Annotated in this window: 21 protein-coding genes; 12 read left to right on the plus strand and 9 right to left on the minus strand. The window is 29.1% G+C overall.

Annotated features, from left to right (window positions below):
- Positions 1 to 4: 4 nt before the first annotated feature.
- Positions 5 to 1,693, minus strand: coding sequence for a hypothetical protein (locus SALLE_RS05625; protein ID WP_115558647.1), 1,689 nt, complete (start codon positions 1,691 to 1,693; stop codon positions 5 to 7).
- Positions 1,694 to 1,745: 52 nt separating this feature from the next.
- The gene (locus SALLE_RS05630; RefSeq protein WP_115558648.1) at positions 1,746 to 2,294 is read right to left on the minus strand and encodes a hypothetical protein; all 549 of its coding nucleotides are present in this window, start codon (positions 2,292 to 2,294) and stop codon (positions 1,746 to 1,748) included.
- 210 nt (positions 2,295 to 2,504) lie between these two features.
- Here SALLE_RS05630 and SALLE_RS05635 point away from each other — a divergent pair, with 210 nt between their 5' ends.
- Positions 2,505 to 2,996 (plus strand): Panacea domain-containing protein, encoded by a 492-nt coding sequence (locus tag SALLE_RS05635; RefSeq protein ID WP_115558649.1) that lies wholly within the window; start codon positions 2,505 to 2,507, stop codon positions 2,994 to 2,996.
- Between the two features lie 299 nt (positions 2,997 to 3,295).
- Here SALLE_RS05635 and SALLE_RS05640 read toward each other — a convergent pair whose 3' ends face one another.
- The 7 genes from SALLE_RS05640 to SALLE_RS05670 all read right to left on the minus strand — a co-directional run bounded on the left by SALLE_RS05640 (position 3,296) and on the right by SALLE_RS05670 (position 14,313).
- Complete coding sequence (locus SALLE_RS05640; RefSeq protein ID WP_115558650.1) at positions 3,296 to 5,095, minus strand: lipoprotein; 1,800 nt, start codon at positions 5,093 to 5,095, stop codon at positions 3,296 to 3,298.
- A 243-nt stretch (positions 5,096 to 5,338) separates the two neighbouring features.
- Entirely contained in the window at positions 5,339 to 7,141 is a 1,803-nt protein-coding gene (locus tag SALLE_RS05645) for a lipoprotein (RefSeq protein ID WP_115558651.1), read from the minus strand.
- A 244-nt stretch (positions 7,142 to 7,385) separates the two neighbouring features.
- Positions 7,386 to 9,188 (minus strand): lipoprotein, encoded by a 1,803-nt coding sequence (locus tag SALLE_RS05650; RefSeq protein ID WP_115558652.1) that lies wholly within the window; start codon positions 9,186 to 9,188, stop codon positions 7,386 to 7,388.
- A 153-nt stretch (positions 9,189 to 9,341) separates the two neighbouring features.
- Entirely contained in the window at positions 9,342 to 10,340 is a 999-nt protein-coding gene (locus tag SALLE_RS05655; protein ID WP_115558653.1) for an NAD(P)-dependent oxidoreductase, read from the minus strand.
- A 22-nt stretch (positions 10,341 to 10,362) separates the two neighbouring features.
- Positions 10,363 to 11,601 carry an AEC family transporter gene (locus SALLE_RS05660; RefSeq protein ID WP_115558654.1) on the minus strand — a complete coding sequence of 413 codons (1,239 nt, stop codon included), beginning with the start codon at positions 11,599 to 11,601 and terminating at the stop codon, positions 10,363 to 10,365.
- Between the two features lie 139 nt (positions 11,602 to 11,740).
- Positions 11,741 to 13,522: a lipoprotein gene (locus tag SALLE_RS05665; RefSeq protein WP_115558655.1), complete on the minus strand. Its 1,782-nt coding sequence runs from the start codon at positions 13,520 to 13,522 to the stop codon at positions 11,741 to 11,743.
- Positions 13,523 to 13,662: 140 nt separating this feature from the next.
- Positions 13,663 to 14,313: a PD-(D/E)XK nuclease family protein gene (locus tag SALLE_RS05670; RefSeq protein WP_115558656.1), complete on the minus strand. Its 651-nt coding sequence runs from the start codon at positions 14,311 to 14,313 to the stop codon at positions 13,663 to 13,665.
- 95 nt (positions 14,314 to 14,408) lie between these two features.
- Here SALLE_RS05670 and SALLE_RS05675 point away from each other — a divergent pair, with 95 nt between their 5' ends.
- The 11 genes from SALLE_RS05675 (at position 14,409) to SALLE_RS05725 (ending at position 26,757) form a co-directional block, all read left to right on the plus strand.
- On the plus strand, positions 14,409 to 15,518 hold the full coding sequence (locus SALLE_RS05675) for an HNH endonuclease (protein ID WP_115558657.1): 1,110 nt from the start codon (positions 14,409 to 14,411) through the stop codon (positions 15,516 to 15,518).
- Positions 15,519 to 15,602: 84 nt separating this feature from the next.
- Positions 15,603 to 16,694, plus strand: coding sequence for a DNA cytosine methyltransferase (locus tag SALLE_RS05680; protein WP_115558658.1), 1,092 nt, complete (start codon positions 15,603 to 15,605; stop codon positions 16,692 to 16,694).
- The gene (locus SALLE_RS05685) at positions 16,687 to 17,319 is read left to right on the plus strand and encodes a hypothetical protein (RefSeq protein WP_115558659.1); all 633 of its coding nucleotides are present in this window, start codon (positions 16,687 to 16,689) and stop codon (positions 17,317 to 17,319) included. The genes SALLE_RS05680 and SALLE_RS05685 overlap by 8 nt, the downstream gene beginning before the upstream one ends.
- Complete coding sequence (locus tag SALLE_RS05690) at positions 17,312 to 19,144, plus strand: ATP-binding protein (protein WP_115558660.1); 1,833 nt, start codon at positions 17,312 to 17,314, stop codon at positions 19,142 to 19,144. Before SALLE_RS05685 ends, SALLE_RS05690 begins: the two co-directional genes overlap by 8 nt.
- Complete coding sequence (locus tag SALLE_RS05695) at positions 19,134 to 20,672, plus strand: Z1 domain-containing protein (RefSeq protein WP_115558661.1); 1,539 nt, start codon at positions 19,134 to 19,136, stop codon at positions 20,670 to 20,672. Before SALLE_RS05690 ends, SALLE_RS05695 begins: the two co-directional genes overlap by 11 nt.
- Positions 20,672 to 21,559 carry a PD-(D/E)XK motif protein gene (locus SALLE_RS05700; protein WP_115558662.1) on the plus strand — a complete coding sequence of 296 codons (888 nt, stop codon included), beginning with the start codon at positions 20,672 to 20,674 and terminating at the stop codon, positions 21,557 to 21,559. Before SALLE_RS05695 ends, SALLE_RS05700 begins: the two co-directional genes overlap by 1 nt.
- A 137-nt stretch (positions 21,560 to 21,696) precedes the next feature.
- Positions 21,697 to 22,449: a MurR/RpiR family transcriptional regulator gene (locus SALLE_RS05705; protein ID WP_115558663.1), complete on the plus strand. Its 753-nt coding sequence runs from the start codon at positions 21,697 to 21,699 to the stop codon at positions 22,447 to 22,449.
- A 147-nt stretch (positions 22,450 to 22,596) separates the two neighbouring features.
- Positions 22,597 to 24,723 carry a fructose-specific PTS transporter subunit EIIC gene (locus SALLE_RS05710; protein WP_115558664.1) on the plus strand — a complete coding sequence of 709 codons (2,127 nt, stop codon included), beginning with the start codon at positions 22,597 to 22,599 and terminating at the stop codon, positions 24,721 to 24,723.
- A complete protein-coding gene (locus tag SALLE_RS05715; RefSeq protein ID WP_115558665.1) occupies positions 24,713 to 25,906 on the plus strand; it encodes a MalY/PatB family protein in 1,194 nt (397 codons plus the stop codon). Before SALLE_RS05710 ends, SALLE_RS05715 begins: the two co-directional genes overlap by 11 nt.
- Before the next feature lies 1 nt (position 25,907).
- Entirely contained in the window at positions 25,908 to 26,282 is a 375-nt protein-coding gene (locus tag SALLE_RS05720) for a Rid family detoxifying hydrolase (RefSeq protein WP_115558666.1), read from the plus strand.
- 94 nt (positions 26,283 to 26,376) lie between these two features.
- Entirely contained in the window at positions 26,377 to 26,757 is a 381-nt protein-coding gene (locus SALLE_RS05725; RefSeq protein ID WP_115558667.1) for an ASCH domain-containing protein, read from the plus strand.
- Positions 26,758 to 26,772 lie beyond the last annotated feature (15 nt).

The following is a 26,772-nucleotide window of genomic DNA, read 5'->3' on the forward strand; positions in this document are numbered from 1 at the left end:
ACCTCTAATTTATTCAATTTTTCTTTCTAAAAATAAAATAACCACCTGTGAGAAAAGTTGTTGACAATCCAATTCATCAAAACAGTATTCCCCAAAAGTTAATAACTTCAATATTTTTAATTTTTAAATTTTTTCACTGACTTTCCTTAGGAAAGGGGATTTCGTCCTCTAAGTTATTATTAGATTTTTTAGTATCTGGAAACATCAACCTAGACATTCCTTGATCATAAAAATTAGAGCTGACCATTTGAGCTAAATTATAACTTCGAGTTGGGGGTGTGCTATAAAGATAAAAAGCTTGCTGTCCCGGATTAAATCAAATATTTTTTATAACACCACTTTTATATTTATAAAAATCATTTTCACCCACCAGCACACTGGGACTGTAAACCAAATAGTTATAGGCTAGGATGCTAATTGTAGTTGAAAAATCAAAATAACCGGGAGTTTTTTTGCTTTTTGTGAAATAGTCAAAATTCTTTTCGGTATTAATTTTTTCAGAAGTAAATTTTTGGTAAAAATCTTTTAAAATATTATCTGAGTAAAAATACATATTTGTCTCAATAAACTCGTAAATTAGTTTGCTTATTTCTTGCAAGTCTTTGTCTTCTGATTTTTTTTGAATTTTCTTAAAGGCATTTATATAGTCAAATTTTTCGCTCAGTCTTGAAGAACGAGACGAGAATCTACTATTTGCTCAGTTCTTAATATCTTTGGAGTTAAAATTTGGATCAAGAGTTATATTACCAATCAGCTCTAAAAATTTGTATAAACCATTTTCCTCTTTATTAAATAAGTCGCTATATTTAAAACTTTGAAAATTAATTTCTTGTTCATTATTATCAAGAACCGTTTCAGCTTCCATTAAGAAACCATCTAAAATTAAACTTCTGGCATCTAAAATATTTCATTCATTATCTGGGTTTTTATCTAAAGCTGTATCTAACTGGTAAAAGGTCTTTGCAATTTTTGTAGCGTAATTATTTTCACTTTTTATTAGTTCATTATATTTCTTGTAAAAATAAGTTTTATTACTTATCTTCAAAAATTCTGAAGAGTTATCAATGGCTCCATCAATTATATGGCGATTTAAAAGTAAATTACCCACAAAAGGATTAAAAGTCATAATTAAGAATATGATTGTTGTTATCATTACCGGAATTACTTGGTGGGCAAAAGTTAACCAGAATATCATGAAGCTTAATAAAATTAAACTGTAAACAGAAAGGTAAAGATACTTGAAAAGATATACTTTATAGAATCACTTCGCAAGGTTAAATCTAGTCGTTGAAAAAACTATGATTTCAATTAATAAACTCAAAACTATCATAGAAATAAATATAATAAGCAAGGCAAACAATCTTTCAAAAAATATTTTGGCGACGCTTTTATTTGCTCGCAGTTCCATTTTCACAATGCCATTTTTGACCTGATCACTATATAACCTCACCGCAAAAACAATTGCTAAAATAAGAAAATAAAATGAGGTAATAGAAACTGTGATTCACAAACCCAAACCCATCGAAGCTCTAAAAAGCATTAATTTGGGTGAGAAAAAAACTGAGGTTGTAGTGGTCAGAGAAATTAGATAAATTGTTGTTGTTACCAAAAATGTGGGTGTTATTAAAGTTTTAATAAAGGTATTTTTAAAAATTGTTAAATTTTTATCAAATCAATTACTAATTTTTATCATAACTTAACTCTTTTCATTTTGACTTGTTCTCTATTGTTAAAATTCTGATTAACTAAACATAGAGATTGTATTTAAATTCCAACTTGGGAACCTTATCTCATTTTTTACCCGAGTCAAAAATTATTTGACTCGAATCTCCATTTCTATCTTTGTAGCTGAGATTGTATTTAAATTGATAACCGGTTAAAAAAATATAAGTTTGTTCTCCATTTAGTTTGATGTCTCAAATATTTTTAATATTAATATTTCCTAGTAAAGCAGTTTTAAATGGTAGTAAATCAATATTTGATACTTTGTTGTAGTTTCGATATAAATCAAGATAACCGATTTTAACTATTCTTTTTCCAGGATTATTTTCTAACAAAATATTGGCATCATCTTTGATACTTTGTATTAAATTATCTTCATTTCAATAAGATGTTGCATTTCCTGGTTTTGGACGAAATGAGGAATTAAAGGTTCTACTAATGCTATTTACAACTTTAGAATCTAATTCATCATTTTTAATGGAACTTGATAAATTCTCTTGAGTTAATAAACTAGGCGCTAGTGAAAAACCACCCGAAAGTAATAACGTTGATAGTAAGTTAATATTTTTCATAAAATTCTCCTTTCGTATATTTCTTGAATATACGCGATTATCATATCATTAAATTTATAATTTAAAAGAAAAACAAATAAATATTACTTATTTTTACTATAAGTAATATTTATTTGTTTTCATCAAGTCAATGATTTTTATTTTAAATTACTTAGTATTAAATACCCGCCACTAAATAAGGTGTATAATTTAAAAAAGGAGTTGTAAATTATGTCGAAATACGATGTTAAAAATATTGCAAACTACGTAATTAACTATTTTTATGAAAATTCAGATAAATTAAAAAACAACGAGGAGAACTTTGAAATATTAGAAATAAATAATCTAAAAATGCAAAAAGTACTTTATTTTTTATATGGGTTTTTTTATTCAGAAACTAGAGAGGAACTTTTCGACGTTGAATTTTTGGCCTGAAAACTAGGTCCTGTCATTAAATCAATTTATGAGATAAATAAAAATGCAACAGAAAATAATGGATACAGAAATATACCCAAAGACACTTATTGTGAGTTTGCAAAAAAAATTGAAGATGAAGATAAGAAATTAATTAATCAGATATTAGATAACTTAATGGAGATTTCTACTTGAGCACTTGTTGAACTAAGCCATAAACCAGGTGGTCCTTGAGAGGCCACAAAACAATCGGAAGTTATTAGTAGAGACTTACTAAATAAATATTTTAGAAATTTAGAACTTAAGTAGCATGTTTGGAATTCTTAATTATGGAGATTAATCAATGAATAAAGGCAAAGGAATTAAAAGAAAGAGTTAATTTACATTTTTAACTTCGAATTTTTGTAGTAATAGATAAAAAGGAATCTTATTTTTATGAGCTCAGAATTGATGAAAATCTAAGCTAAAGATAAAAGCAATATAAATTTTATTATAATTTAAAAATGTCACGCGAATTTAACTATCTTAATACATTAATTTAATAATGCATAAAATATTAAATTTCGATGTGACATCATGGATTTAATTTATATCTCTATTATTTAAAGCTATTTGAATCATCACCCAGAATTAGATTTTGAATAACCTGTCATATCAATTCTATGGTCGGTTCTTGCTCCAAATTCAAAATATGTTTTGTAAATTTGGGTTTTTGAAGTGTTGAACGAAAAAAATCAAGTTTTTAAAGTTAAATAATAGTTATTACTTGACATACTATAGCAGAAATATATTTCATCATTCTGACTGAATGTCATTTTTGAAAAATAATCGTTACCTGACGCTGCAGAATAATTTACTCCTGTAGTTAATCCAAGAGGTTCTAATCAATCAGCAGCCTTTTGATTGGCTTTAAGAAGCAAATCAAAAGATTCTTCATAATCCATCAATGTCATGGGTTCAATATCTTTCATTTCTTCTGGTTTGTTAAGGTAGAATTTTCAATCTGTATTATCTTCTTGTAATTCTGTATCGTTGAAACCAAAAAACTCTTTTTGAAAATTATAAGAATCAGTGATAAATTTCTTGTATAAAACTTTAGTGTTTTCACATTCAGGAAGTTGTTTTATAACAATTTGCTCTTTTGGTAATTCATAGAAGGTTTCATTATATCAAAAACCTATATCATCAATTGTTGATCTAAAAAGAGCAAGATAATTTCTCTGATTTCTAGGCTCTAACTTAAAATTCGATTTTTTTAAACTAGAATTAAATGTATAGTTTTCTTTCAAATTGTATTCTAAGTTAAAAGAGTTTAATGATTCTGAAAAATCATCAAATTCAACTTCAAGTTCTTTTATATTTTTTATGTATTTAGACACCCCGGTGCTCATCCACTCTGAATCATTTGAGCTAAGTTCTTCAATAAAATCTTCCTCAGCTTGCTTATCTCCTTTCAGTGCTAACTTTAAAGTTTTTAAACCTTCAGGCTTTCCTATCCCATCACGGTCTCAATACAAATTATTAGTTGGTGGATTAACTGATGAGTCAATTATGTTATTAGTGTCAGTGTTTATTTTTCAGTCATTATTAAAATTAATAGCCTTTCCGGCTCATTGCACATTATTTAAAATATTTTGCAAATTTTGAAATACTAAATTACCTTCTGTTTTTTGATTTATTGCCTCAGCGGTACCGAACAAATCACCTTTGTCGCTTTTAATTTCAAAACTATTGGCATTTTCAACCGAGTTCAGAGTATCTTTATAAATATTTTTTACTTCGTTTAAGTCGAAAGCTTCTTCTTCGTCGGCTAAAATCGTAATTGAGGTCTTGAATAAATTAAGATTCTCTACTTCTATTTCCTGATTTGAATTTAAAAAATAAAAGCTAGCTCCAATACTAATGTAAACCGATAATGGTCCATTCTCCTCTTTTTCCTCAATTTTTAAACTATCAATAAAATAACCATCTTTCAAAGGAGTTTTCCCATCAACTAAAATTGGTTTATAGTTAACATTGGAAAGAACGTTATTTGTTATTTCAGATTCTACTATATTTCAGTGAATTAAATCCTTAATATAGTTTTGCATTTCTTCAGATTCTTTTGATTCCATATTTTCAATATTTTCCTTATTATTTTTGATTCATTCCTCATCGCGCTCACCAAATGGATACTTAACCCCATTGTCTCCACCTTTTTCAAAAGAAACAAAAAAGTAATCATCAAAATCACTTTTCAAAATAGAATCAAAAATTCCTTGAACTGTGTCTTTTAATTCTTTTTGCAAAGATTGGTAATCAAATTCCTCGCCAATATCGGGATTCACCTTCTTTTTACAGGCCACCACACTAAGGGGTGCTGAAACCACCATACTTGTCGCCCCTAATATACTTAATAACTTCTTCATATTTGTTTCTCCTTATAATTTTATTTATCTATACCTAGTATATATATATATATATATAAAGTCAATTAGGGGGGTGTTATTGAAATCTTGTAAAAATAAAAAAGCACCAAAAGTGCTTTTTGATAAAATCTAAAATTAGTGAGGATTGGTTTAGCAAACAAATTTCTGTTGGCAAATTTTTAGAATAAAATATTTAATTTTGATGCGAAATCATGGATTAAATTTATATCATTGTTTTTAAAGCTATTTGAATCATCACCCAGAATTAGACTTTGACTCACCTGTCATATCCATTGTGTGACCGTCTCTTCATCCAATTTGGAAACATGTTTTAGAAACACTATTATTTGAAGCTTCGAACGAAAAAAACCATGTTTTTAAAGTTAACCAACGGCCTTTATCCGACATATTATCACAGAAATATATTTCATCCTCCTGATTAAATGTCATTTTTTCAAAACCAACGTTATGATACACCGCAGACCTATTTACTCTTGTAGTTAGACCAAGAGGTTCTAATCAATCAGCAGCCTTTTGATTGGCTTTAAGAAGCAAATCAAAAGAATCTTCATAATCCATCAATGTCATAGGCTCAATGTCTTTCATTTCTTCTGGTTTGTTAAGGTAGAATTTTCAATCTGTATTATCTTCTTGTAATTTTGTATCATTGAAACCAAAAAACTCTTTTTGAAAATTATAAGAATCAGTGATAAATTTCTTGTATAAAACTTTAGTGTTTTCACATTCAGGAAGTTGTTTTATAACAATTTGTTCTTTTGGTAATTCATAGTTAAATCCATTATATTTAAAACTAATATCATCAATTGTTGATCTAAAAAGAGCGATATAGTTTCTTTGCTTTCTGGGTTCTAACTTAAAATTTGAGTTTTTTAAACTTCCTTGAAATGCATAATTTATTAACAACATATACTCCAAGTTAAAAGAGTTTAATGATTCTGAAAAATCATCAAATTCGGATTCAAGTTCTTTTATGTTTTTTATGTAATCATTAATTCGACTCTTCATTCACCTTGAATCATTTGAGCTGAGTTCTTCAATAAAATCCTTTTCAGCTTGCTTGTCACCTTTTAGTGCTGATTGTAGAGTTTTTATAGCTTCAGGTTCAGGGTTATCTGCGCTGGGGTCCCAATACACGTAATTTTTTGGGTATGTTATTGAGGCATCAATGATATTATTGGTATTGGTGTTAATTTTTCAATCGTTGTTAAAATCAATTGGTTCTTCGTTTCATTGCGCATTATTTAAAATACTTTGCAAATTTTGAAATACTAAATTACTTTCTGTTTTTTGGTTTATTGCCTCAGCGGTACTGAATAAATCACCTTTGTCACTTTTAATTTCAAAACTATTGGCATTTTCAACCGAGTTCAGAGTATCTTTATAAATATTTTTTATCTCATTTAAATCCTGAGCTTCTAGTTTACTGCTTAAAATTGTAATTGAGGTCTTGAATAAATTAAGATTTTCTACCTCTATTTCTTGATTTGAATTTAAAAAATAAAAGTTAGCTCCAATAGCAATATAAACAGATAAAGGTCCTTTCTCCTCTTTTTCTTCAATTTTTATACTATCAATAAAATAACCTTCCTTTAAAGGAGTTTTCCCATCAACTAAAATTGGTTTATAGTTAACATTGGAAAGAACGTTATTTGTTATTTCAGATTCTACTATATTTCAGTGAATTAAATCCTTAATATAATTTTGCATTTCTTGGGATTCAGGTGATTCCATATTTTCAATATTTTCCTTATTATTTTTGATTCATTCCTCATCTCGATCACCAAAAGGATAATCAACCCCGTTATCTCCACCACTTTTGAATGAAACAAAAAAGTAATCATCAAAATCGCTTTTTAAACTAGAATTGAAGATTTCTTGAACTGTGGTTTTTAATTCTTTTTGTAAAGATTGGTAATCAAATTCCTCGCCAATATTGGGATTCACCTTCTTTTTACAGGCAATAACACTTAATGGAGCTGAAACCACCATACTTGTCGCTGCTAAAATAGTCAATAATTTCTTCATATTTGTTTCTCCTTATAATTTTATATATCTATACCTAGTATATATATATATATATATAAAGTCAATTAGGAAGGTGTTATCGAAATCTTGTAAAAATAAAAAAGCACCAAAAGTGCTTTTTGATAAAATCTAAAATTAGTGAGGATTGGTTTAGCAAACAAATTTCTGTTGGCAAATTTTTAGAATAAAATATTTAATTTTGATGCGAAATCATGGATTAAATTTATATTACTATTGTTTATTGCTATTTGAATCATCACCCAGAATTAGACTTAGACTCACCTGTCATATCAATTCTGTGACCGTCTCTTCACCCAATTTGAAAATATGTTTTGTAAACGCCAGTCCTTGAAGCTTCGAACGAAAAAAACCATGTTTTTAAAGTTAACCAACGGCCTTTATCCGACATATTATCACAGAAATATATTTCATCCTCCTGATTAAATGTCATTTTTTTAAAACTAATGTTACTATCTGACGCAGACTGATTTACTCTTGTTGTTAATCCAAGAGGTTCTAATCAATCAGCAGCCTTTTGATTGGCTTTAAGAAGCAAATCAAAAGAATCTTCATAATCCATCAATGTCATGGGTTTAATATCTTTCATCTCTTCTGGTTTGTTAAGGTAGAATTTTCAATCAGCATTATCTTCTTGTAATTCTTTATCGTTGAAACCAAAGAACTCTTTTTGAAAATTATAAGAATCAGTGATAAATTTCTTGTATAAAACTTTAGTGTTTTCACATTCAGGAAGTTGTTTTATAACAATTTGCTCTTTTGGTAATTCATAGTTGAAGCCATTATATTTAAAACTAATATCATCAATAGTTGATCTAAAAAGGGCAATATAGTTTCTTTGCTTTATGGGTTCTAACTTAAAATTTGAGTTTTTTAAACTCGCCTGAAATTCAGAGTTTATAGACAACATATACTCTAAGTTAAAAGAGTTAAGCGATTCTGAAAAATCATTAAATTCAGTTTCAAGTTCTTTTATGTTTTTTATGTAATCATTAATTCGACTCTTCATTCACCTTGAATCATTTGAGCTGAGCTCTTCAATAAAATACTTTTCAGCTTGCTTGTCCCCTTTTAGTGCTGATTGTAGAGTTTTTACAGCTTCAGGTTCAGGGTTATATGCGCTGGGGTCCCAATACACGTAATTGTTTGGGTAACTTATTGAGGCATTAATAATATTATTGGTATTGGTGTTAATTTTTCAATCGTTGTTAAAATCAATTGGTTCTTCGTTTCATTGCACATTATTTAAAATATTTTGCAAATTTTGAAATACTAAATTACTCTCTGTTTTTTGATTTATTGCCTCAGCGGTACTGAATAAATCACCTTTGTCACTTTTAATTTCAAAACTATTGGCATTTTCAACCGAGTTCAGAGTATCTTTATAAATGTTTTTTACCTCATTTAAATCCTGTGCTTCAATTTCTTTGCCTAAAATCGTAATTGAGGTCTTGAATAAATTCAGATTCTCTACTTCTATTTCATGATTTGAATTTAAAAAATAAAAGCTAGCCCCGATAGCAATATAAACAGATAAAGGTCCATCCTCGTCTTTTTCTTCAATTTTTATACTATCAATAAAATAGCCATCCTTTAAAGGGGTTTTTCCATCAACTAAAATCGGTTTATAGTTTACATTAGAAAGAACGTTCTTTATTATTTCAGATTCTACTTTATTTCAGTGAATTAAATCCTTAATATAGTTTTGCATTTCTTGAGATTGAGTTGATTCCATATTTTCAATATTTTTTTTATTATTTTTGATCCATTCTTTATTTCGCTTGCCAAAAGGATAATCAACCCCATTATCTCCGCCCTTTTCAAATGAAACAAAAAAGTAATCATCAAAATCACTTTTCAAACTAGAATCAAAAATTCCTTGAACTGTGGCTTTTAATTCTTTTTGCAAATATTGGTAATCAAATTCTTCATCAGTATTTGGATCAACTTTTTTCTTACAAGCCACCACGCTAATGGGGGCTGAAACCACCAAACTGGTAGCCCCCAAAATGGTTAATAACTTCTTCATATTTGTTTCTCCTTATAATTTTATTTATCTATACCTAGTATATATATGTGTATATAAAAAATCAACCTTTTTGAAAGCAGTTATCTGCACCGCTAAAGGTTGATTTTTATATTTAAATTTATTTTAATTACTTTTTATTAGTTGTTTTTAAACTTATTTTATTTCATTTTTACATTGCCCAGTCTTTAGGTATTCTTGTAAATTAAGATAAGTGGTTTCAACCATATTTTTAACTGCCTCATCAGTAAAACTACCAATATGAGGAGTTATTACCACCCTTGGGTAAAATTGGTGTAGCTTTTCATAAGCTTCAATTGGTAGTTTATCATTACCAAAAGTTTTGAAGAATATTTGTGGTTCTTTTTCCACAACATCCAAGGCAGCCCCTTTAATATGATTAGATTTAATTGCTTCATATAAAGCAACAGGGTCTAGTAGTTCTCCTCGTGAAGCATTTACAATAAATGAGTTAGGTTTCATTTTAGAAATAAAATCCTTATTAATCATATGTTCATTTTCCCCAGCAATATAAGGACAGTGAATTGATATTAAATCACTGGTTTTAATTAATTCATCCAGTTTTTTATATTCAATGATTCCCTTAGCTCCTTTATTTTCATATAAATCATAACCAATTACTTTGGCTCCCATGCCATGTCATCCTTTGGCAGTTTCTAAACCAATTCTACCTGTTCCAATTATTCCAATAGTTGAGTTGCGAATTTCTTGGGCAAACATAAATGAGTCCACAGTGAAATCTTTATTTACCCCAGTTTTATTGACCATATAAAAGGTATTACGCATTAAACCCATTCCAAGCGCTAAGGCCAGTTCACTAACCGCATTGGGTGAATAAAATGGTACATAGCCAGTTTTTAATCCTAGCTCACGACAAGCGGGCACATCAATATGATTAACCCCAACAGTGCGAGTTAGAACATATTTAACCCCAGCTTCCTTCATTTTTATTAAGTTTTGTTTATCCGCTACACAATTGGCACGTAACATTACAGCTTCACAGCCATTAACTGTTGTAATATTTTCGTGGGTTAATAATTTGGGTTCTAAAATTAAGTCGTAGCCAAATTTTTTATTTAAATCAATAAAAAATTGCTTTTCAGTTTCTCTAACCCCATAACATATCATTTTCATTTAATTATTCTCCTTTAATTTTTTAACTAGCAAATAGTGTTGTTGATCCAATGGCAGTTCCCACAACTACTCAAATTGGCATAGTGATAATAGCAGCTAGAGTTGATAGGGTTGTGACATTACTTGCTAATTCGGGTTGTTTGTCATAATTAATTGCATAAGCAACCACCACATTAGCTGGTGGGGTTGCTGCCATTATTAAGATAACAGTTAATTGAATTGAAGTAATTTGTCATGCCCCAGAGGCAGTTCCAATTCAAGCAAATAGGGTCACAAATACTAATGCCACAATTGGTACTAAGAAAACTCTGATTCCAGTAGCATATCAAACCACTTTTGACTTCATAGCTTTTTTGACATTTCCTTTAGCAATTGTCATCCCAATAGAAATTCAAGCCAATGGTGTACAAATGGCTGCCAGAGTTGAAAGGATTGATTTAATTGGGGGAAATAATAAGTCGATTCTTAATGGTGAAAAGGCTTTGGTATCCCCATACTGAACTACTTTAATTCCTGGAATTAATTGAGTTGCTCAAATAAAGAATCCTAAAAAAGTTGCAATTAAAATTGGATTCAAGAATATTTGTTTCAAATTTTGATTACGAATTTTTTTGCGCTCTGGAGCTTGAGTTAATAAAATTTCTTGTCTTAAAGCTTTTTGGGTTTGTAAGAACTCAACTTGTTCAATTGGGGGTAAGTTTTGTAACTGAATTTTTATTTCTTTTCGAGTTAAGAAACCAGAATTAGTTGTTGCTACATTTTTCTTACTCATAATTGAAAATCCTAATGAGTATAAGAAAATACGATAAGGGATATTAAAATTGTTAGCTGTAGTTGGTCCATCTTTTGGGAAAATCGCTGTAATTAACGGAATACCAAAGAAAGTTGTTGAACCCAAGGCGATACACATTGACAAGGTATCTTGAATATCTTTTTCATATTTATAAAAGAATACCTTCGCCCCCATTGTCATGACCAAATAAAAGATAAAACCAATCATAATAACTGATAATTCAGATTTTAATTCCTCAATAGTCACATCATTTAGAAAACCATTTAAAGCTAAAGCTGGTAATCCAACCAGCATCACTAATCTAGTAAACGCTTTTTCCCAATCTTTATTTAAAAGACCTTTAACGGTTAGGAAAAAACCTAAACCAATTACTGAAATTGTGGCGATGATTGCAGATCAAAGCGATCAAGATACTAAGGTAGCCTTTAAGGCTTCGCCAACACTATTGCTAAATAAATTTGTTAACATTTTTTGTTCCTCCAAGACAATATTAGCAAATAAAATATTTATAAACAATCATAAAATGGAAAAAATTATTTATTTAATAAAAAGTTTAGATTTTTTTATTAAATAAATAATTTATGTTTTTAAATAAAGTTGTTTTAGATTATTTCAGTATTCATTTTGTCGGTGTTTCATAAGGAGTTGTATATGTTGAAACATCACCTCTTACATTGAAACCAAAGAAAAGTTTTCCTTGACGTATTTCAATAAATTCAGGAGAGTAAAAGGAAACTTTAATTGAATTTAAATTTTTTACATTGTTTGCAGAATCTCAAAAGTACAATTCTCCATCTTCGTTAAAGCTAGCTTCTGTTGCATAATTAATTCCATATGAATTATTATCTGCAGCCACGTGCAAATCTAGTGGTTCTAGGAAAGCAGCCGCTTCGCGATTTGCCGCAACCAAATCATCCATTGCATCGGGAGCCGACATCACTGTTCTTGGTTCAATATCTTTTCAAGATTCAGGTTTTTTAAGATAATACTTATAGTCGGGATTATCAGTCAGTGATCAACCTTCTTCAAATCCAAATAAAAGTTTATTAAAATAAAAAGCATCAGAAATAAATTTTGCATATAAATCTTTTGAGTTTCCAATTTTGGGACGTTGTTTTATTACGATTTGCTCAGTGGGAAGTTCATACACAGACTCATTATAAGTAAATGAAACATTTTCGATTGAGGCTCTAAATAATGCAATATAACTTCTGTCTTCTTCAGGGTTTAACTTAAAATTATTTCTTTTCAAACTACTTTCAAAAAGCTTACCTGCGCTTGAATATCTTAAATTATATTCTAAGTTATAAGAATTAATCACTTCGGCAAAATCGCCATGTTTTGCCGCCAATTCTTCAATGTTTTCAATTCTGTTTCTGGTAGTATTTTCTAAAACTTTAGACTTATTCATGCTGCATAGGTCAATAAATTCTTGTTCAGCCCCGGGTTTCCCTTCTAAAGCTTTGGTAAAATAAGTGCTTCCGTATTGTGAAACACCAATTTTATACTTTGGTCGCTGCTCAGAAAGTGAAGCATCTACTATATTTTCTTTATTAGTATTAATTTTGTAGTCTTTATTGATTGTAACCCCTTCTAAGCTTGAATCAATTGAGTCGATAATTGAATCTAGTTGTTTAAAAATCGGATTGCTATCATTTTTGTTATCAATTAAGGCGGCGGTTTTTTCTAATCGCCCTGTGTCGCTTTCAATTAAAAAACTATTGGCATTTTCCACTGAATTAATTTCATCTACATAAGTATCTTTAGTCTCATTTAGAATAACCTCGTCTTCAGAATTCTTCATTATGTTAATTGAGGTTTTATAGTTATTGAGATTGTCGTTAACCATTTGTCCCGTTTCATCTAAGTAGTAAAAATTGGCCCCAATTTCAATATTGACAACAAAACTATCTGAACCGTTTGTTTTAAAGCTCATATCTTTTATTTCATAACCATCTCTTAGCGGAGTTTTATTATCAACTAAAATTGGTTTGTAATTTATGTTGGTCAATATCTTTTGAGATATTTCGCTTTCAACATTTTCTCAACGAATAATTTGGGAAATATCCTTTCTAACCTCAATGTATTCAAGAGATTCTTTATCGCCCAATTTTTCTTGAAATTCAATAAATCATTCAATACCTTTATCTCCAAATGGATAATCAACTTTTTCATTACCATTTGATTCACTAACAAAAAGGTAATCATCAAAATCTTTTTTTAAATTGGCATTAAAAATTTCTTGAACCGAGTTTCTTAACTCTTTTTGTAAGTATACAAAGTCAAATTCACCATCAACTTCATCCTTAGTTTTACCACATGCAACCACGCTTAAAGGAGTTGATACAATTAACGTACTTGCCGCTAAAATACTTAGTAATTTTTTCATATTATTTCTCCTTAGAATTTTATTTATCTAAACATAGTATATAAGCAAGGGTCGTTAAAGTCAATTAATATGAGAAATACTCCAAAATACGAAAAAACCCTAAAAATATTAAATTTTTAGGGTTTTTTAAATAGTTAATGTTAAAAACAATTGCTAAATTCTTCACTAGATTTTAGCTCTTCAATTTGATTTTGAGCAAAGTATAGCTCTTCTTGAGTAATTGTGTAATGCGCTTCATTGCGAGAGTTATAAACTTCAAAGTAATCAATTTGGTCAACATCCTCAAAAAGTTCTAAGATTAGTAATTCATATAATTTTAACTGTAAGGTTTCTTTTAAACGATTTAATCGCGAAGTAGTTTTAAAATCAACTAAATGTCATTTATTGTTTTCATCCAAATATAGTAAGTCAAAAGTTCCATTCATCTTATAATTGGAAATTGACACTTCACTATAGATTTCTTTAGCTTTAATATATTTTAATTTATTTTTAATTCAGTTGTATTCGCTTAGATGAGTTCGAACAGCTTTGCCATCCTTGGCATGACAACACTCATCAATTTCAACTTCTTTTAAAAATTGACTAATTAGCCCATGAACACAAACTCCTTTATCAATGGCCGCTTCTAAAATGGTTGGATCAATTTCATTAGCATTAAAGGGATAAAAATATTCAATTAATCTTGTTGCACTTGGTGCTTCTATTACCTGGTTTTTATCTACATCAATATATTGATGAGTTTCTTCAATAATAGTTACTTTTGGGTTTTGATAATATTCTTTTAGTTTCATGTTGTACCTTTTTCTAAATATATCTTAACAAAGTATAATTGATTTTACTTATATAAATTTGTATAATTAATATAATAGATAATCAGAGAAATAGTATGAGCGAAAAAATTAGAGTTAAAATGATTCATGAGGATAAAACGATAGATATTGTTCTTTACTTAGTAGGATTTGTTTTGGTTAAATTTGAAGTGATTGGTAAAAAAGCAAATTTTAAAAACATTTTTTTTGATAAAAAAAATTTAATTAGTTTTGAGGTATTCAAAAATTGATTTTACCTACCCTATAAAATTAAAACTGAAGATTTCAAAATTGTGGATGAGATAGATTTTTACAACAAATATAAAGAGTTTTTAAATATTAATTTTAATGAACAAAGACCTAAATACGGTACAGAAGAAATGAAATACTTAACTGCATTTTATCTTATAAACAATAGAAACAATTCTTACGCGGAAATTTTTGAAAAAGAAAACTGAATTAAATTTATAAATATTAAAACTACTAATTTAGGTTTCATTAGAGGATGAAGGTCCTATGCAGCGAAAATAGATAATATAAAATTTTACGACCCAAAGTCTATAAAAGGAAGGTCGGGTATTAAAAACGAACTTGCAAATGATAAGAACTCAAGGCAGTATATCAGAAGAAAAGAAATAAATCTAATTTGCCTTTATTCTTTTTTTGAAGATGACATAGAAAAGGCAGTGGAGTTTTTATATGGAAGTGCTTTTAGTTTCGATCAATTGTTAGATAATTCTAAAATAAATGAAATCGAATTTGTTAATGAGAAAAATGTCGAAATAGTTACGAGAGATCCAATGCTTCAGTCAAGGTGAAGAAAAAGATTAATAGAAATTTTTGGATCTTGCTGTATTTCAAACTGCAAAATAACAAATAATGAATTACTTGTTGCGAGTCATATTAAACCTTATAGCCAGTGTAAAAATTCGGAAAAATTTGATTTAAATAATGGATTAATTTTGTGTGCAAACCACGATAAACTGTTTGATAGGTTTTTAATTTCATTTGATTCAGAAAAACTAAGCATTTTGATTTCTAAAAATATTTATGATGATATTTCAACATTGAATATTAATAGCGATTCTACACTTATTGGCCATTTTAAATCTCCTGAATTTATTAAATATTTAAAATTTCATAACTTAATTTGAGATATAAAAAATAAAGATACTTATAATAAATAAATTATTTAATTTTTTATAATTTATCATATAATTCTAAATTATAATTCATGATTATCATGTATAATAATTTAGAAGGAGATTATCATGGAAAAAATAAAACATAAGCAGGCAGATTTCAACATCAATATAAAAGATCAATTTAATCTAGATTTTTATAGGAATAAATCAGACGATTCAAAAATGTATAGACCCAAAATAATAGATCTATTTTCAGGCGCCGGAGGAATTGGTCTCGGGTTTATAGAGGCAGGTTTTAGACCAATTAAAAATTTTGAAATTTTTGAGGAAGCAAATGAGACCTATAATTTTAACTTCAAAATTAGAAATCAAATACTTGATCACTCTGTTGAAAAGGCTGATATAACAGATGACGAATACATAAAATCTTTTATTAAGCAAATCCAGGATTCAAAAACCGAAGTCGACGTAATTGTTGGTGGTTTTCCATGTCAAGGCTTCAGCCTTGCAGGAATAAGATCTGTAGATGACGATAGAAATACATTATATAAAAATATGTTTAATTTAGTAGAACAAGTGAAGCCAAAGGTTGTTGTTATGGAAAATGTGCTTGGTATTTTATCAATGAAAACAAGTGATGGAAAATTTGTAGTTGATGATATTATAGACCTTTATGAAGAAAGAGGATATAAGATAAACTTTAAGGTTTTAAATGCAGCCGACTACTACGTTCCTCAAAATAGGAAAAGAGTAATTTTCATAGCAAATAGATTGGGCAAGGATAATTTATTTCCCGAACCCCTTTGCGATGAAAAAAATAGAGTTACAGTAGAACAGGCTTTAAAAAAATTTGAGGATATTGTTGAAGATGTTGAAAATAACCATATTTTCACTTCACATAAATCAAACACTTTGGAAAAAATGAAAAAATTAAAATATGGTGAAAACCTCTATTCTTCTTATAGTGATGGTTGAAAGAAACTGCATCCAGATAGACCATCATACACTGTTAAAGAAAATCACGGCGGAGTGAATATACACTACAAAAAAAACAGAGTTCTTACCCCAAGAGAGCTAGCAACTCTACAGTCTTTTCCTGAGGATTTTATTTTTAAGGGTTCAAAAACAAAACAACTTGTCCAAATAGGCAATGCAGTTCCACCGAAATTGGCAAAGGCAATTGCATGTTGTATAAAGGAGATGCTTAGAGATGATTAAGTATGATAACGGAAAATTAATAATTAATTTTACTCAGTCAAATGCATATGGAATTAGACAGCTAAAAATCAAAGATCAGCCGCCTACAAAAATAAAAAGCAATATGAAAAAAATAACAATTGACAGGGAATCAGCCGAGGAGTTGAAAAAATTTTACAATAAGTCTAAAATGAATTTGCCAATTCTATTTAGAGGTTTTAAAATAAATAAGTCAACGATTATAAAACTTTACGATGAAATAGAGTCACAGATTAACGATGAGATTTTCAATGGAGATGGCGAGGTATTTCTGATTGATGAAGAAATTATTAATGGTCCTGATCAAATTGAGGGAAACCTTTTATTAAAATTAAGAGACCCCAACAGAGACGAAATCATAATAAGTTTTCTTGCAATTTCAGCGGGCGGGGAATTTATAGATAGAAAGAGTAAAAATGAGTACTTGCAATTTAATAACGCGGTCTTCTCTTGCGTTTTCCATGATTTTGTAAAAGGAATTATTGACTTGAAGGAAAAGGAAATATTTTTTAAAGTTAACTTTCAAAAAATAATAGAAGCTGGTTTAGGTCTTGTTGAGCCTAAAAAATATAATAGGAAAACAAAGGAGGATATAAGCAATGGATAAGATAATACTTAAAAATGATCAGGAAATGAAAATGAGGGTCGAAAATTTCGAGCAATATGCGAAATTTCCGAGTACAGATTTCTTAATGCTTTGCGAATTGATAGATAATTCTATCTCAAGTTATTTGGACTCGTATATCAATCCTGGAAAATCAATAAAGGGTTTTAAAATGGAACTAATAATTGATAGAACAATAAGCGGGAACCCAAACTTAACTATCACTGATAACTCAAACGGAATGGATGAATTTACACTTGAGAAAGCTTTAATATTAGGAAATAGCGTTGACACAGTTAAAACTACTGAATTAAATGTTCACGGAGTTGGTTTGAAACAATCTTCTTTTTTCTTGGGGAGAAAAATAGAAATCAAAACAATTCCGAGAGGGTCTAAAGTCACTTACGAAACAGAAATTAACTTAAAGGAGCTTTCAAAATCTGAAGATCAAATTATAAGGTATAGTATATATAGAACGGCTGGAAAAATACTTAACCACGAAAACGAAAATATAATAAATGGAACACAAATTAAAATTTCCTTCCTTAGAGCTAGGCGACTTTCTGGATCGCTCGATGTTTTAATTCAAAATCTAGGTTGAAAGTATGGACAATACATTGATATGGGAGCGGAAATAAAAATAAAGTGGAAAAATAACGAAAAAGACTCTGGCTTCATAAAAGTATTGAGCTGTTTACCTAAAGCAGAGAACATTTCAAGGTGAATCGAAAGCAATCAGAAAAAAGCTGTTTTTATAAAGAATTCTAAGACCACAGACTTTCTGAAGAAAATTAAATCGGACATTGAAAATATTTCAAAAAAAGAAAATAACGAGATGATTAAAAGTTTCTATGACAAGATAATAAAAGAATCAGATCTTATTTGAGATTTTAATGAGGAAATAATTGACGGAATAAGAATTATAGGTCAAATTGGTATTTTAGCCGATCCAAGATCACTAGATGTAAAGCAAACTTATGTAAAGTACAATGGATTTTCCTTGTATCAAGCAGGAAGGGCCGTAGCATGTGGACCTAATGATAAAACAAACGAAACAAAAACTTATAACCCCAATAAATTAATCCAAGATGATATTTCAGGAGGAACAAATCATAAACGTAGATGGTTTGGATGGTTTGATTTAGACCCATTGTTCAAGGATAAAGAAAAGTATCTTCAGTTAGATACAAATAAAAGAAATATATCGTGAAACAGTAATATTGCACAAACAAATTTTGACGCAGCCATTAGGAAAATGGCTTCAAAATTAGACAGTTGCCTTATGGCTATCACTAACGCGCAAAATATTTTTTGTAAGGTTTCTTCATCAGCTAAGAAAGAACAAATTCAAGATTTGGTAAAAACTTCTGCAAATCCAAATAATTTAATTATGGAAACAAATAGACTGGGCAGTTTGTCCTTGGACGATATGGAGGAAACTTTATACACAGTTAAAATTGAGGGGGAAAACCTTAATTTTAAAATAAATTTAAAAAATATGAATAATTTACCCAAAGAAGATGACTTCATTACTTATGAAAGCGAAAACTCCGAGGATCTAGACCTGTCTGTGATTTTAAACTTAAATCATGATCTTTGAAAACCTATTGTTACGGATGAAATAAATAGTGCATCTCTTTTTAGTTTTCATAAAATATGTATAACCTTTTGTCTGTCTCAATATATATTTGACTATCTAAATAATGAGTTTAATAAAGAAAAAGAGCTTCCCCCTAGATTTAGAGATATGAAAATTTTTAGAAATAAAACTTACACAGATATAGCTTGCGTGATTGCTAACAGGATTTCTATTACAAATGGAAAATAATTTTAATATAAAATTTGATTGAAGAAGTGTTTTTCAAGAGAAAACCGATTTAGCGATAGAAAATAAAACAGTTTATTCATTTATACAAGGCGATAATTCTTATTTTAGTAATTTTGTTGATGATATTTCATCCGGTGGGTCTGAATCCTACAAAAATATAATTTTGGGAAATATCCAGAATATAGTGCACGCACTCCAAGAAGTAGACAACCTACTGGTGGTGGGTAATGTTCAATCAGGGAAAACTAATAACATTTTAGGATTAATTTCTGCCTCGTTATCTAAAAAATATGACATAGTGGTATTGTTGGGAGGAACGACAAATTTACTGTTAAAGCAAACTCAGGAAAGACTTGAAAAAATAAGATCCAAAAATAGTGAGGTTCTATTTTTGGACAAGGACAATCTAAAAAGTATAAGTATTGTTGAAAATTTGGAAAAAGGGGTATTAGTTTTTTTTAATATTCTAAAGTCAGAAAAAGACTTAAAGTCAATATATAAAATTTTAGAAAATGTAGACTTATCTAACAAAAAAGTATTAATTATTGATGACGAATCTGATTTTGGTTCCGTTAATATAGGAAAACCGATGTCTAAGATTTATGAGATGATTGGAGCGCTCAAATCTAGAACTGATTTTACAAAAATAGTATCATTTACCGCAACCCCCTTCGCTAATATTCTTTCTAGAAATTCAGAAATTCTTAAGCCCCATAGAATAATTACTTTGAATCAAGAAACAAGTTACACTGGATTAGAATTTTTTCAAAAAAATAGTTTTGTGTACGATGTTTTGTCAACTGATAGAAGAGCTGAAAACGAATGAGGGAAAATAATTTATCAAAGTCTCAAATATTACGTTTTTAATTCAGCTTGTTTTAATATCAATAATAAAATTAGGAAAAGAACAGACTTGATAATAAACATCTCACTGGAAAAGGAATCTCATATTGAAATAAATAAAATTGTTGCATCCGGTATTTCAAAATTAAAACGAGACTATCATCCAGAGTTTTTTGAAAATTTTTTTGAAAAACAAATAAGCGAAATAAATAAATTGGAAAGTGGCTTCTTTATTAGGAACAAGACTTTGATTAAAAAAGAGTTGGATTTATTTATTAAAAGTATTAATAGAAGTTCAATTTCAATTTTAAATTCCGATTTTATGGATAAATCAACTGATGGTGATGAAAATAGAATATATATAGGAGGAGGATTGATCTCTAGGGGTTTCACTTTTCCCAATTTATTGGTGGAAGTAATGATTAATGCACCTCAAAATAAAATTCAATTAGATACATTACTACAAAGAGCAAGATGATTCGGTTACAGACAGGAGTCTTACAGGTTTATGAAAATATTAATTAACAATCAAATTTGAGAATCTTTTAAAGAAGGAATTCTTGTGAATGGGAAAATTTATGAAATGGCTGAAGATAATGTCATAAGAAACTTAACAAAATTAGAAAATGAATTAAGAACTATGGATCTTGATAATTGTGTGCTTACAGGAGGTAAAAAAACATAATGAAAAAAAGTAACGGGAAAATTAATTTGTATTGAGATATGATTGACGGAAAAGATTTCATTTTTCATTCTACAGAGGAGCAAATAAATATTAACCAAAGCGTAATTAAGCACAAACACTTCGATTATTCTGCAAATATAAATTTTGAGATTGGGTTAGATAAAAATGGTGTTAAAAATAACGGAGAGGTAATTATGTTTAAGGATAGTTACAGAAAAATTAATGATTCAGACATTGAATTTATTTTTGAATTGATTGAAAGAGAATTCGGTTTAGGTTCAAAGACTATTTTTAGCGTTATTAAAAAAATTGACTTTTTATTCAAAAGTATAAGATCTGACTTAACCCCCGAAAAAATATTCGGAATTATGGGAGAACTAGCCTTTATCATTGAATGCGAAAAAAACAACTTTATGGTTGCTGATTTTTTTCATAATGATGACTCAATGCCATTTGATTTTTATATAAAAAGAAACGACTTATATTTAGAAGTGAAGTCTGCAATAGGAGATAACAAAAAATATATTTGTTCTCATAAGCAGGTAAGCTTCGAAAGAGATAAAACAGTCTTAATAACAGCTAACTTAATTAGAGATGATAACGGCTCAGACTTACTAGATTTATTGAATATGATAAAATCTGATAACGAATTTTTGGAAATTGAAATATTAAAGCTAAAAGAAAAAATACAAAAAGACAAAGAAATTCTAAAACACAAAATTAACTTAGGTAAGACAAATTTTAGATGGTATGAGGGATCTAGCCTACCATTTCTAAAAATTTCGGACGAAGGTTTTAGTGATAGGATTTCAGACATTAAATATAAAATAGATTTATCTGACATTAAAAGCAAAGATATTGCCGAGCTAATAAGCTTGATAAAATAAAATGACGAAAATATTTCAAACAAAAAATGTTTTACAGAAGTAAAACATTTTTTGTTTGAAAATCCCGCAGCTAAAGTTTTTTCTAAATAAAATTAGTCGCTATAATTTTTTGTTAAAATAACCTTAGAGGCGCTTTTATGGACAAAATTTTAAAGAAAATCAATCATATAATTCAACACGATACTAATGCAGTTAGAGTTACAATAGCCAAATTTGTAATTGATAATCAAGAATTTGTGATGGAAAATGAAACAGCACAAATCGCTAAAAAATGTCATGTGGCAAGTTCTAGTATTACTAGGTTTTGTCAAAGTATAGGTTTATCAGGTTTAAATGAGCTAAAGTTTATTTTAAAATCAAGACAAAACTTTAATTCTAATCTGCAAGAAAATAGCTTTGAAGAAAACCTGGATAAATACAATGAAATCAAAGTTTCAGCCGCTTTAAGTTTAACCAATAACTGATTAAATAAAAAAGATGAAATTATAAAATTATTTAATAAGGATATCAATATTTATATTTTTTGCTTTAATGTTGCCTTTTTTGCAAGTAAAGGTTTTGTTCAAAGAATGCGCGGAATTGGGTACAAAATATTTTTAGAAGATGATGTGTCTTCAATCCAGTGATACGTTGATAATATTAAACCCCAGGATTTAGTAATCTTTGTTACTTTGTCTGGTCATAATTATTTACTAGAAAGTTATGCTAAAACATTTTTTAATAAATCTTATACTTTAGGTATTTTAGGACAAGATTCATCTTTTAATCAAGTTGTTGATAAAACCTTCATACTGGATAATCAAGAATCACAACTGTGAGATTTTTACTCAATTAGATCACAAACTCTACAACAATTTTGAGATTTTCTTTATTTACAACTTAATAATTAAGCAACCCATTCCTAAATCTGGAATGGGTTTTTACTTACTCTGATTTCCCCGGCTTTAAAAACTTATTTGCTTAAATAGGTTTATAGATAAATTACCACTAAATTATTAACTAAAAGGTATTTTTTTCTATAAGAAAGGAAATAAGTAATGAGTGAGATAAATGAACTTTTAAAGCCAACAACAGTTGTCTTGAATTCTTTGGCTAAAAATAAAGATGAAGCCTTACAAGAATTAGCCCAACTTGGTTTTGAAAATAAAATTGTAAAGAATCAAGAAGATTTATATAAGGGTTTTATACTTCGCGAATCTGAGACTAGTACTGGTTTAGAAGATGGCTTTGCCATCCCCCATGCTCGTATCAAGGAAGTTAAAACTCCAACAATATTTTTTATTAAGTATTCAAAACCCTTGGAATGAGAAACTTTTGATAACAAACCTGTTAGTGTTGTTATCGGGTTAGCAATTCCTAAAAATAAATCAAGTGAAATTCATTTACAACTAATTAGTAAAATCGCCACAAAATTATTAAATCAAAAAACAAGAGATAGTTTAAAAGCAGCCAATGATTTTGAAACTGTTCAAAATCTATTGTTTAGCCAGGACAGCGAACAAGAAGTTGTCCAAGATTTAAAACCAGATGGTTATTTAATTGCTTTAACTGGTTGTCCTGCAGGAGTAGCCCACACTTACATGAGTGCTAAATTAATTGAAGATTATGCTAAAAGCAAAAACTGAGCAGTCAAGGTTGAAAAACAAGGAGCTAACGGGATTGAAGACAAGTTAACTGATGAAGATGTACAAAACGCCAATGTTATGTTAATAGCCGCTGATATTAATCCGGCAGAAATCGAGCGCTTCAAAGATTTACCGGTTCATAAAACCAGTGTCGCTGAACCACTTCATAAAATGGATGAAATTTGAAAGAAATTAATGAAAGTCTCTCGAAAAGTTGAAAAACAGGAATTTCAAAGCAAGGAAAAAGTTGAAAAACAAAAGTTTGACTTTAAAACTAGTTTTAAAAGACAAAGTAAAGGTTTGAAAGATGCAGTATTAACTGGAATTTCTTATGTTGTACCAGTAATTGTTGCAGGAACAACCATTGTAGCTTTAATAACAATTATTAAACAAATATTTGGTGCTGATGTAATTGCGCAAAATGCCAACTGATTAAATACCTTAGAAAGTACAGCAGGAGGAGCTTTAAGCATTTTATTAGCCCCAATTCTAGCGGGTTATATTGCTTATGCGATGGCTGATAAACCAGGATTGTTTCCAGGATTTCTTGGAGGACTTGCCTGTAATGCGGTAAGTTATACTAAATTAGTAAATGGCCAAGAAGTTACAGTAGTGGCAGGGTTAGGATTTCTTGGAGGTTTAATTGCTGGAATCATTGTGGGCTACATGATGATTGGGGCTAAGAAATGAATGGTTTCTAAAAAATTCCAAGGAGTATTGACATGATTTGTTTATCCGATTTTAGGATCATTAATAATTATGTGTTTAATTCTCTTTGCTTTAGGAACACCAATCGCAATGTTAGTGAGTTTAATCTTTGATGGTTTAACAAAGCTACAAGCAACCAGTTTTAGTTTTGTGGCAGGAATGCTAATTGGAATGCTGTGTGTCTTTGACTTGGGAGGTCCCTTTAATAAAGTGGCTTGAGCCTTTGGATTTGCTTCATTCACTGGAGCCTTTACTGATGGTCAATTAACCAATCCGAGTTTACTTACCCCATATGCTGCTTTTTGAGCGGCAGGAATCGGAACTGGATGAACAACTAGTTTAGTAGCTTTATTGGGAAGAAAAATTGTTAATGAACAAGAAAAAGAAGCCGGTAAAATTGCTTGGGTTATGTCTTCATTAGGAATTACTGAGGGAAGTATTCCAATGATGTTATCCGATCCCTTTAGAGTAATTCCTGGATTTGTGGCTGGTGGAGCTGTATCAGGAGCTTTAAGCTATGCATTTAATTTAGGTTCAACAATAACTGGGGGGGGTTTTATTACCGTTGCTGGAATACAATCAGTCACTGGAGCCATGGCAGTTTGATTAGCAATTATTACTTTCATAATAATTGCTTTAATTGGAACCGCAGTTTCAACTTCAATTATTCTTGGATTAAAAGTGTTAAAAACCAAGCCCGAAACTGAAAAGAAAGTTCGTTACATGACTGCACTAATCTTTAGTTTCGGACTAATAAAATTATTTAAAAATAAAGAACCCTTAATTGAGGAATCTACAAGTGAAAGTAAGTCGATAAGAAATGAAGTATAATTTTGATTCAAAAATCAATCGTCAAGAAAATAAAGAAAGAAAAAATGATTTAAATTATCTCAAAGATAATTACCAATTAGATGATGTCAGTCAGGTAATTAATAGTTCAATTGCTGATTTAGACTTTCAAACTCCCGATGATATTAGAAAAGCTATTATTCATCGAGCCAATCAATCAACTTATAGTTATACTTTTGTTCAAAAGGAGTTTAATAAAGCTATTCAAGACTGATATCAAAAATTACACAATATCAAAATAAGCCAACATTGAATTAAGTCAGGTCACGGAACTGTTAATGCTTTATTTCAAATTGTCCAAGCTTTTACAAATAAAGGTGAAAACGTTTTAATTCAAACCCCAATTTATGGACCATTTTTTAGAGCAATTAATCTTAGTGAAAGAAATGTCATTGAAAACAAATTGGTTTTCAAAAACCAAACTTATGAAATAGATTTTAAGGATTTTGAAAATAAAATTATTGAAAATAACGTTAAGTTATTCTTGTTTTGTAATCCACACAACCCTGGAGGAGTTGTTTGAAGTCAAGAACAAGTTCAAGAAATTATTAGAATTTGTCAAAAGCATAAAGTGCTAATAGTATCAGATGAAGTTCACGGGGATTTAGTTTTAAATGATTTAACTCATCAATCTTTACTAAAATATAAAGTCACAAATAATAATTTCATTATTTGTAACTCTCCAAATAAAGCCTTCAATCTTGGAGGTCTTAAAGGCAGCTACTTAATCATTGCAGATGAAGAAATTAAGAGAAGGCTTGATCAACAATTTGAAAAAAATTCAACAACATCACCAAACATATTTTTTCAACCAGCTTTGATAAGCGCTTATAATAGCGTTCAAGTATTTAAATGATTAAAAGAGCTAAAAGAATATGTTTATGAAAATTATTTATTCTTGAAAAAAGAATTAAGTGTTCTTGAAAATGTAGAAGTCATGAAAATGCAGGCTTCGTATCTAGTTTGAATAAAATATGATAGTAACCTGTTGAGTTTTGAAACATTTAACAAATTATTAAAAGAAAATAATTTAATAGTTGGCATGGGTGCAGAATTTGGTTCAGGCAATGACTGGTTTAGAATTAATATTGGATTAAGTCGCCAAAAACTACAAGAACTGACAAACCGATTAGTAAATATTTTGAAAATAAAAAAGGAGAAATAAAATGAAAATTATAAAAACAAATACGGCACCAGAAGCCATTGGACCTTACTCTCAAGCTATAGAAATTAAAGATTCAATTCTTTATACCTCAGGTCAGTTAGGTTTTAATTTAGGAACTTTTGATTTACCAAATTCAATTGAAGAACAAACCAAAAACGCATTAAGTCACATTGATGGAATATTAAAAAGTTCAGGTTATGATAAAAGTAATGTTATTAAGGTTTTGATTCTACTAGCAGATATTAATGATTTTAATGTAGTTAACCAAATCTATGCTGACTACTTTAAAGAACACAAGCCAGCAAGGAGTGCTTTTCAAGTAGCCGCTTTGCCAAAAAATGGTTTAATAGAAATTGAAATTATAGCAAGCAAATAATAAAAGGAGTTTTGAAAACTCCTTTTATTATTTAAATTAAAAATGGTTACAATAATTTTAATATGGTATTTTATAATGGAAGGGATTAGGTAAAATGAAAATTTTGATGTCAATACATAACGAGCATATTAATAATATCAAAAGTGGTAATAAAAAATTTGAATTCAGAAAGGTTGAGGCCAAGCAGTTTAACGATAAAGAAATTTTTATGTATGCAACTGCACCAATTTCAAAAGTTGTCGGGGTCGCAATAATTAAAAAGGTTCATGTGGATACCCCAAAAAATATATGGGAATTTACAAAAAATTTTTCTGGAATAGACAGTAGTTTTTACTACAGTTATTATGATAAAAAAGAAAAAGCGGTTGCTTATGAAATTGAGGAATATATAGAATTTGACAGACCTAAGGATTTATTAGAATTTGGACTTTCGTGTCCACCACAATCATTTGCGTATATTAAAAATAATTTTTAACAAAGTTATCAAAGC

It is taken from the genome of Spiroplasma alleghenense (assembly GCF_003363775.1).
Taxonomy (GTDB): Bacteria; Bacillota_I; Bacilli_A; order Mycoplasmatales; family Mycoplasmataceae; genus Spiroplasma_B; species Spiroplasma_B alleghenense.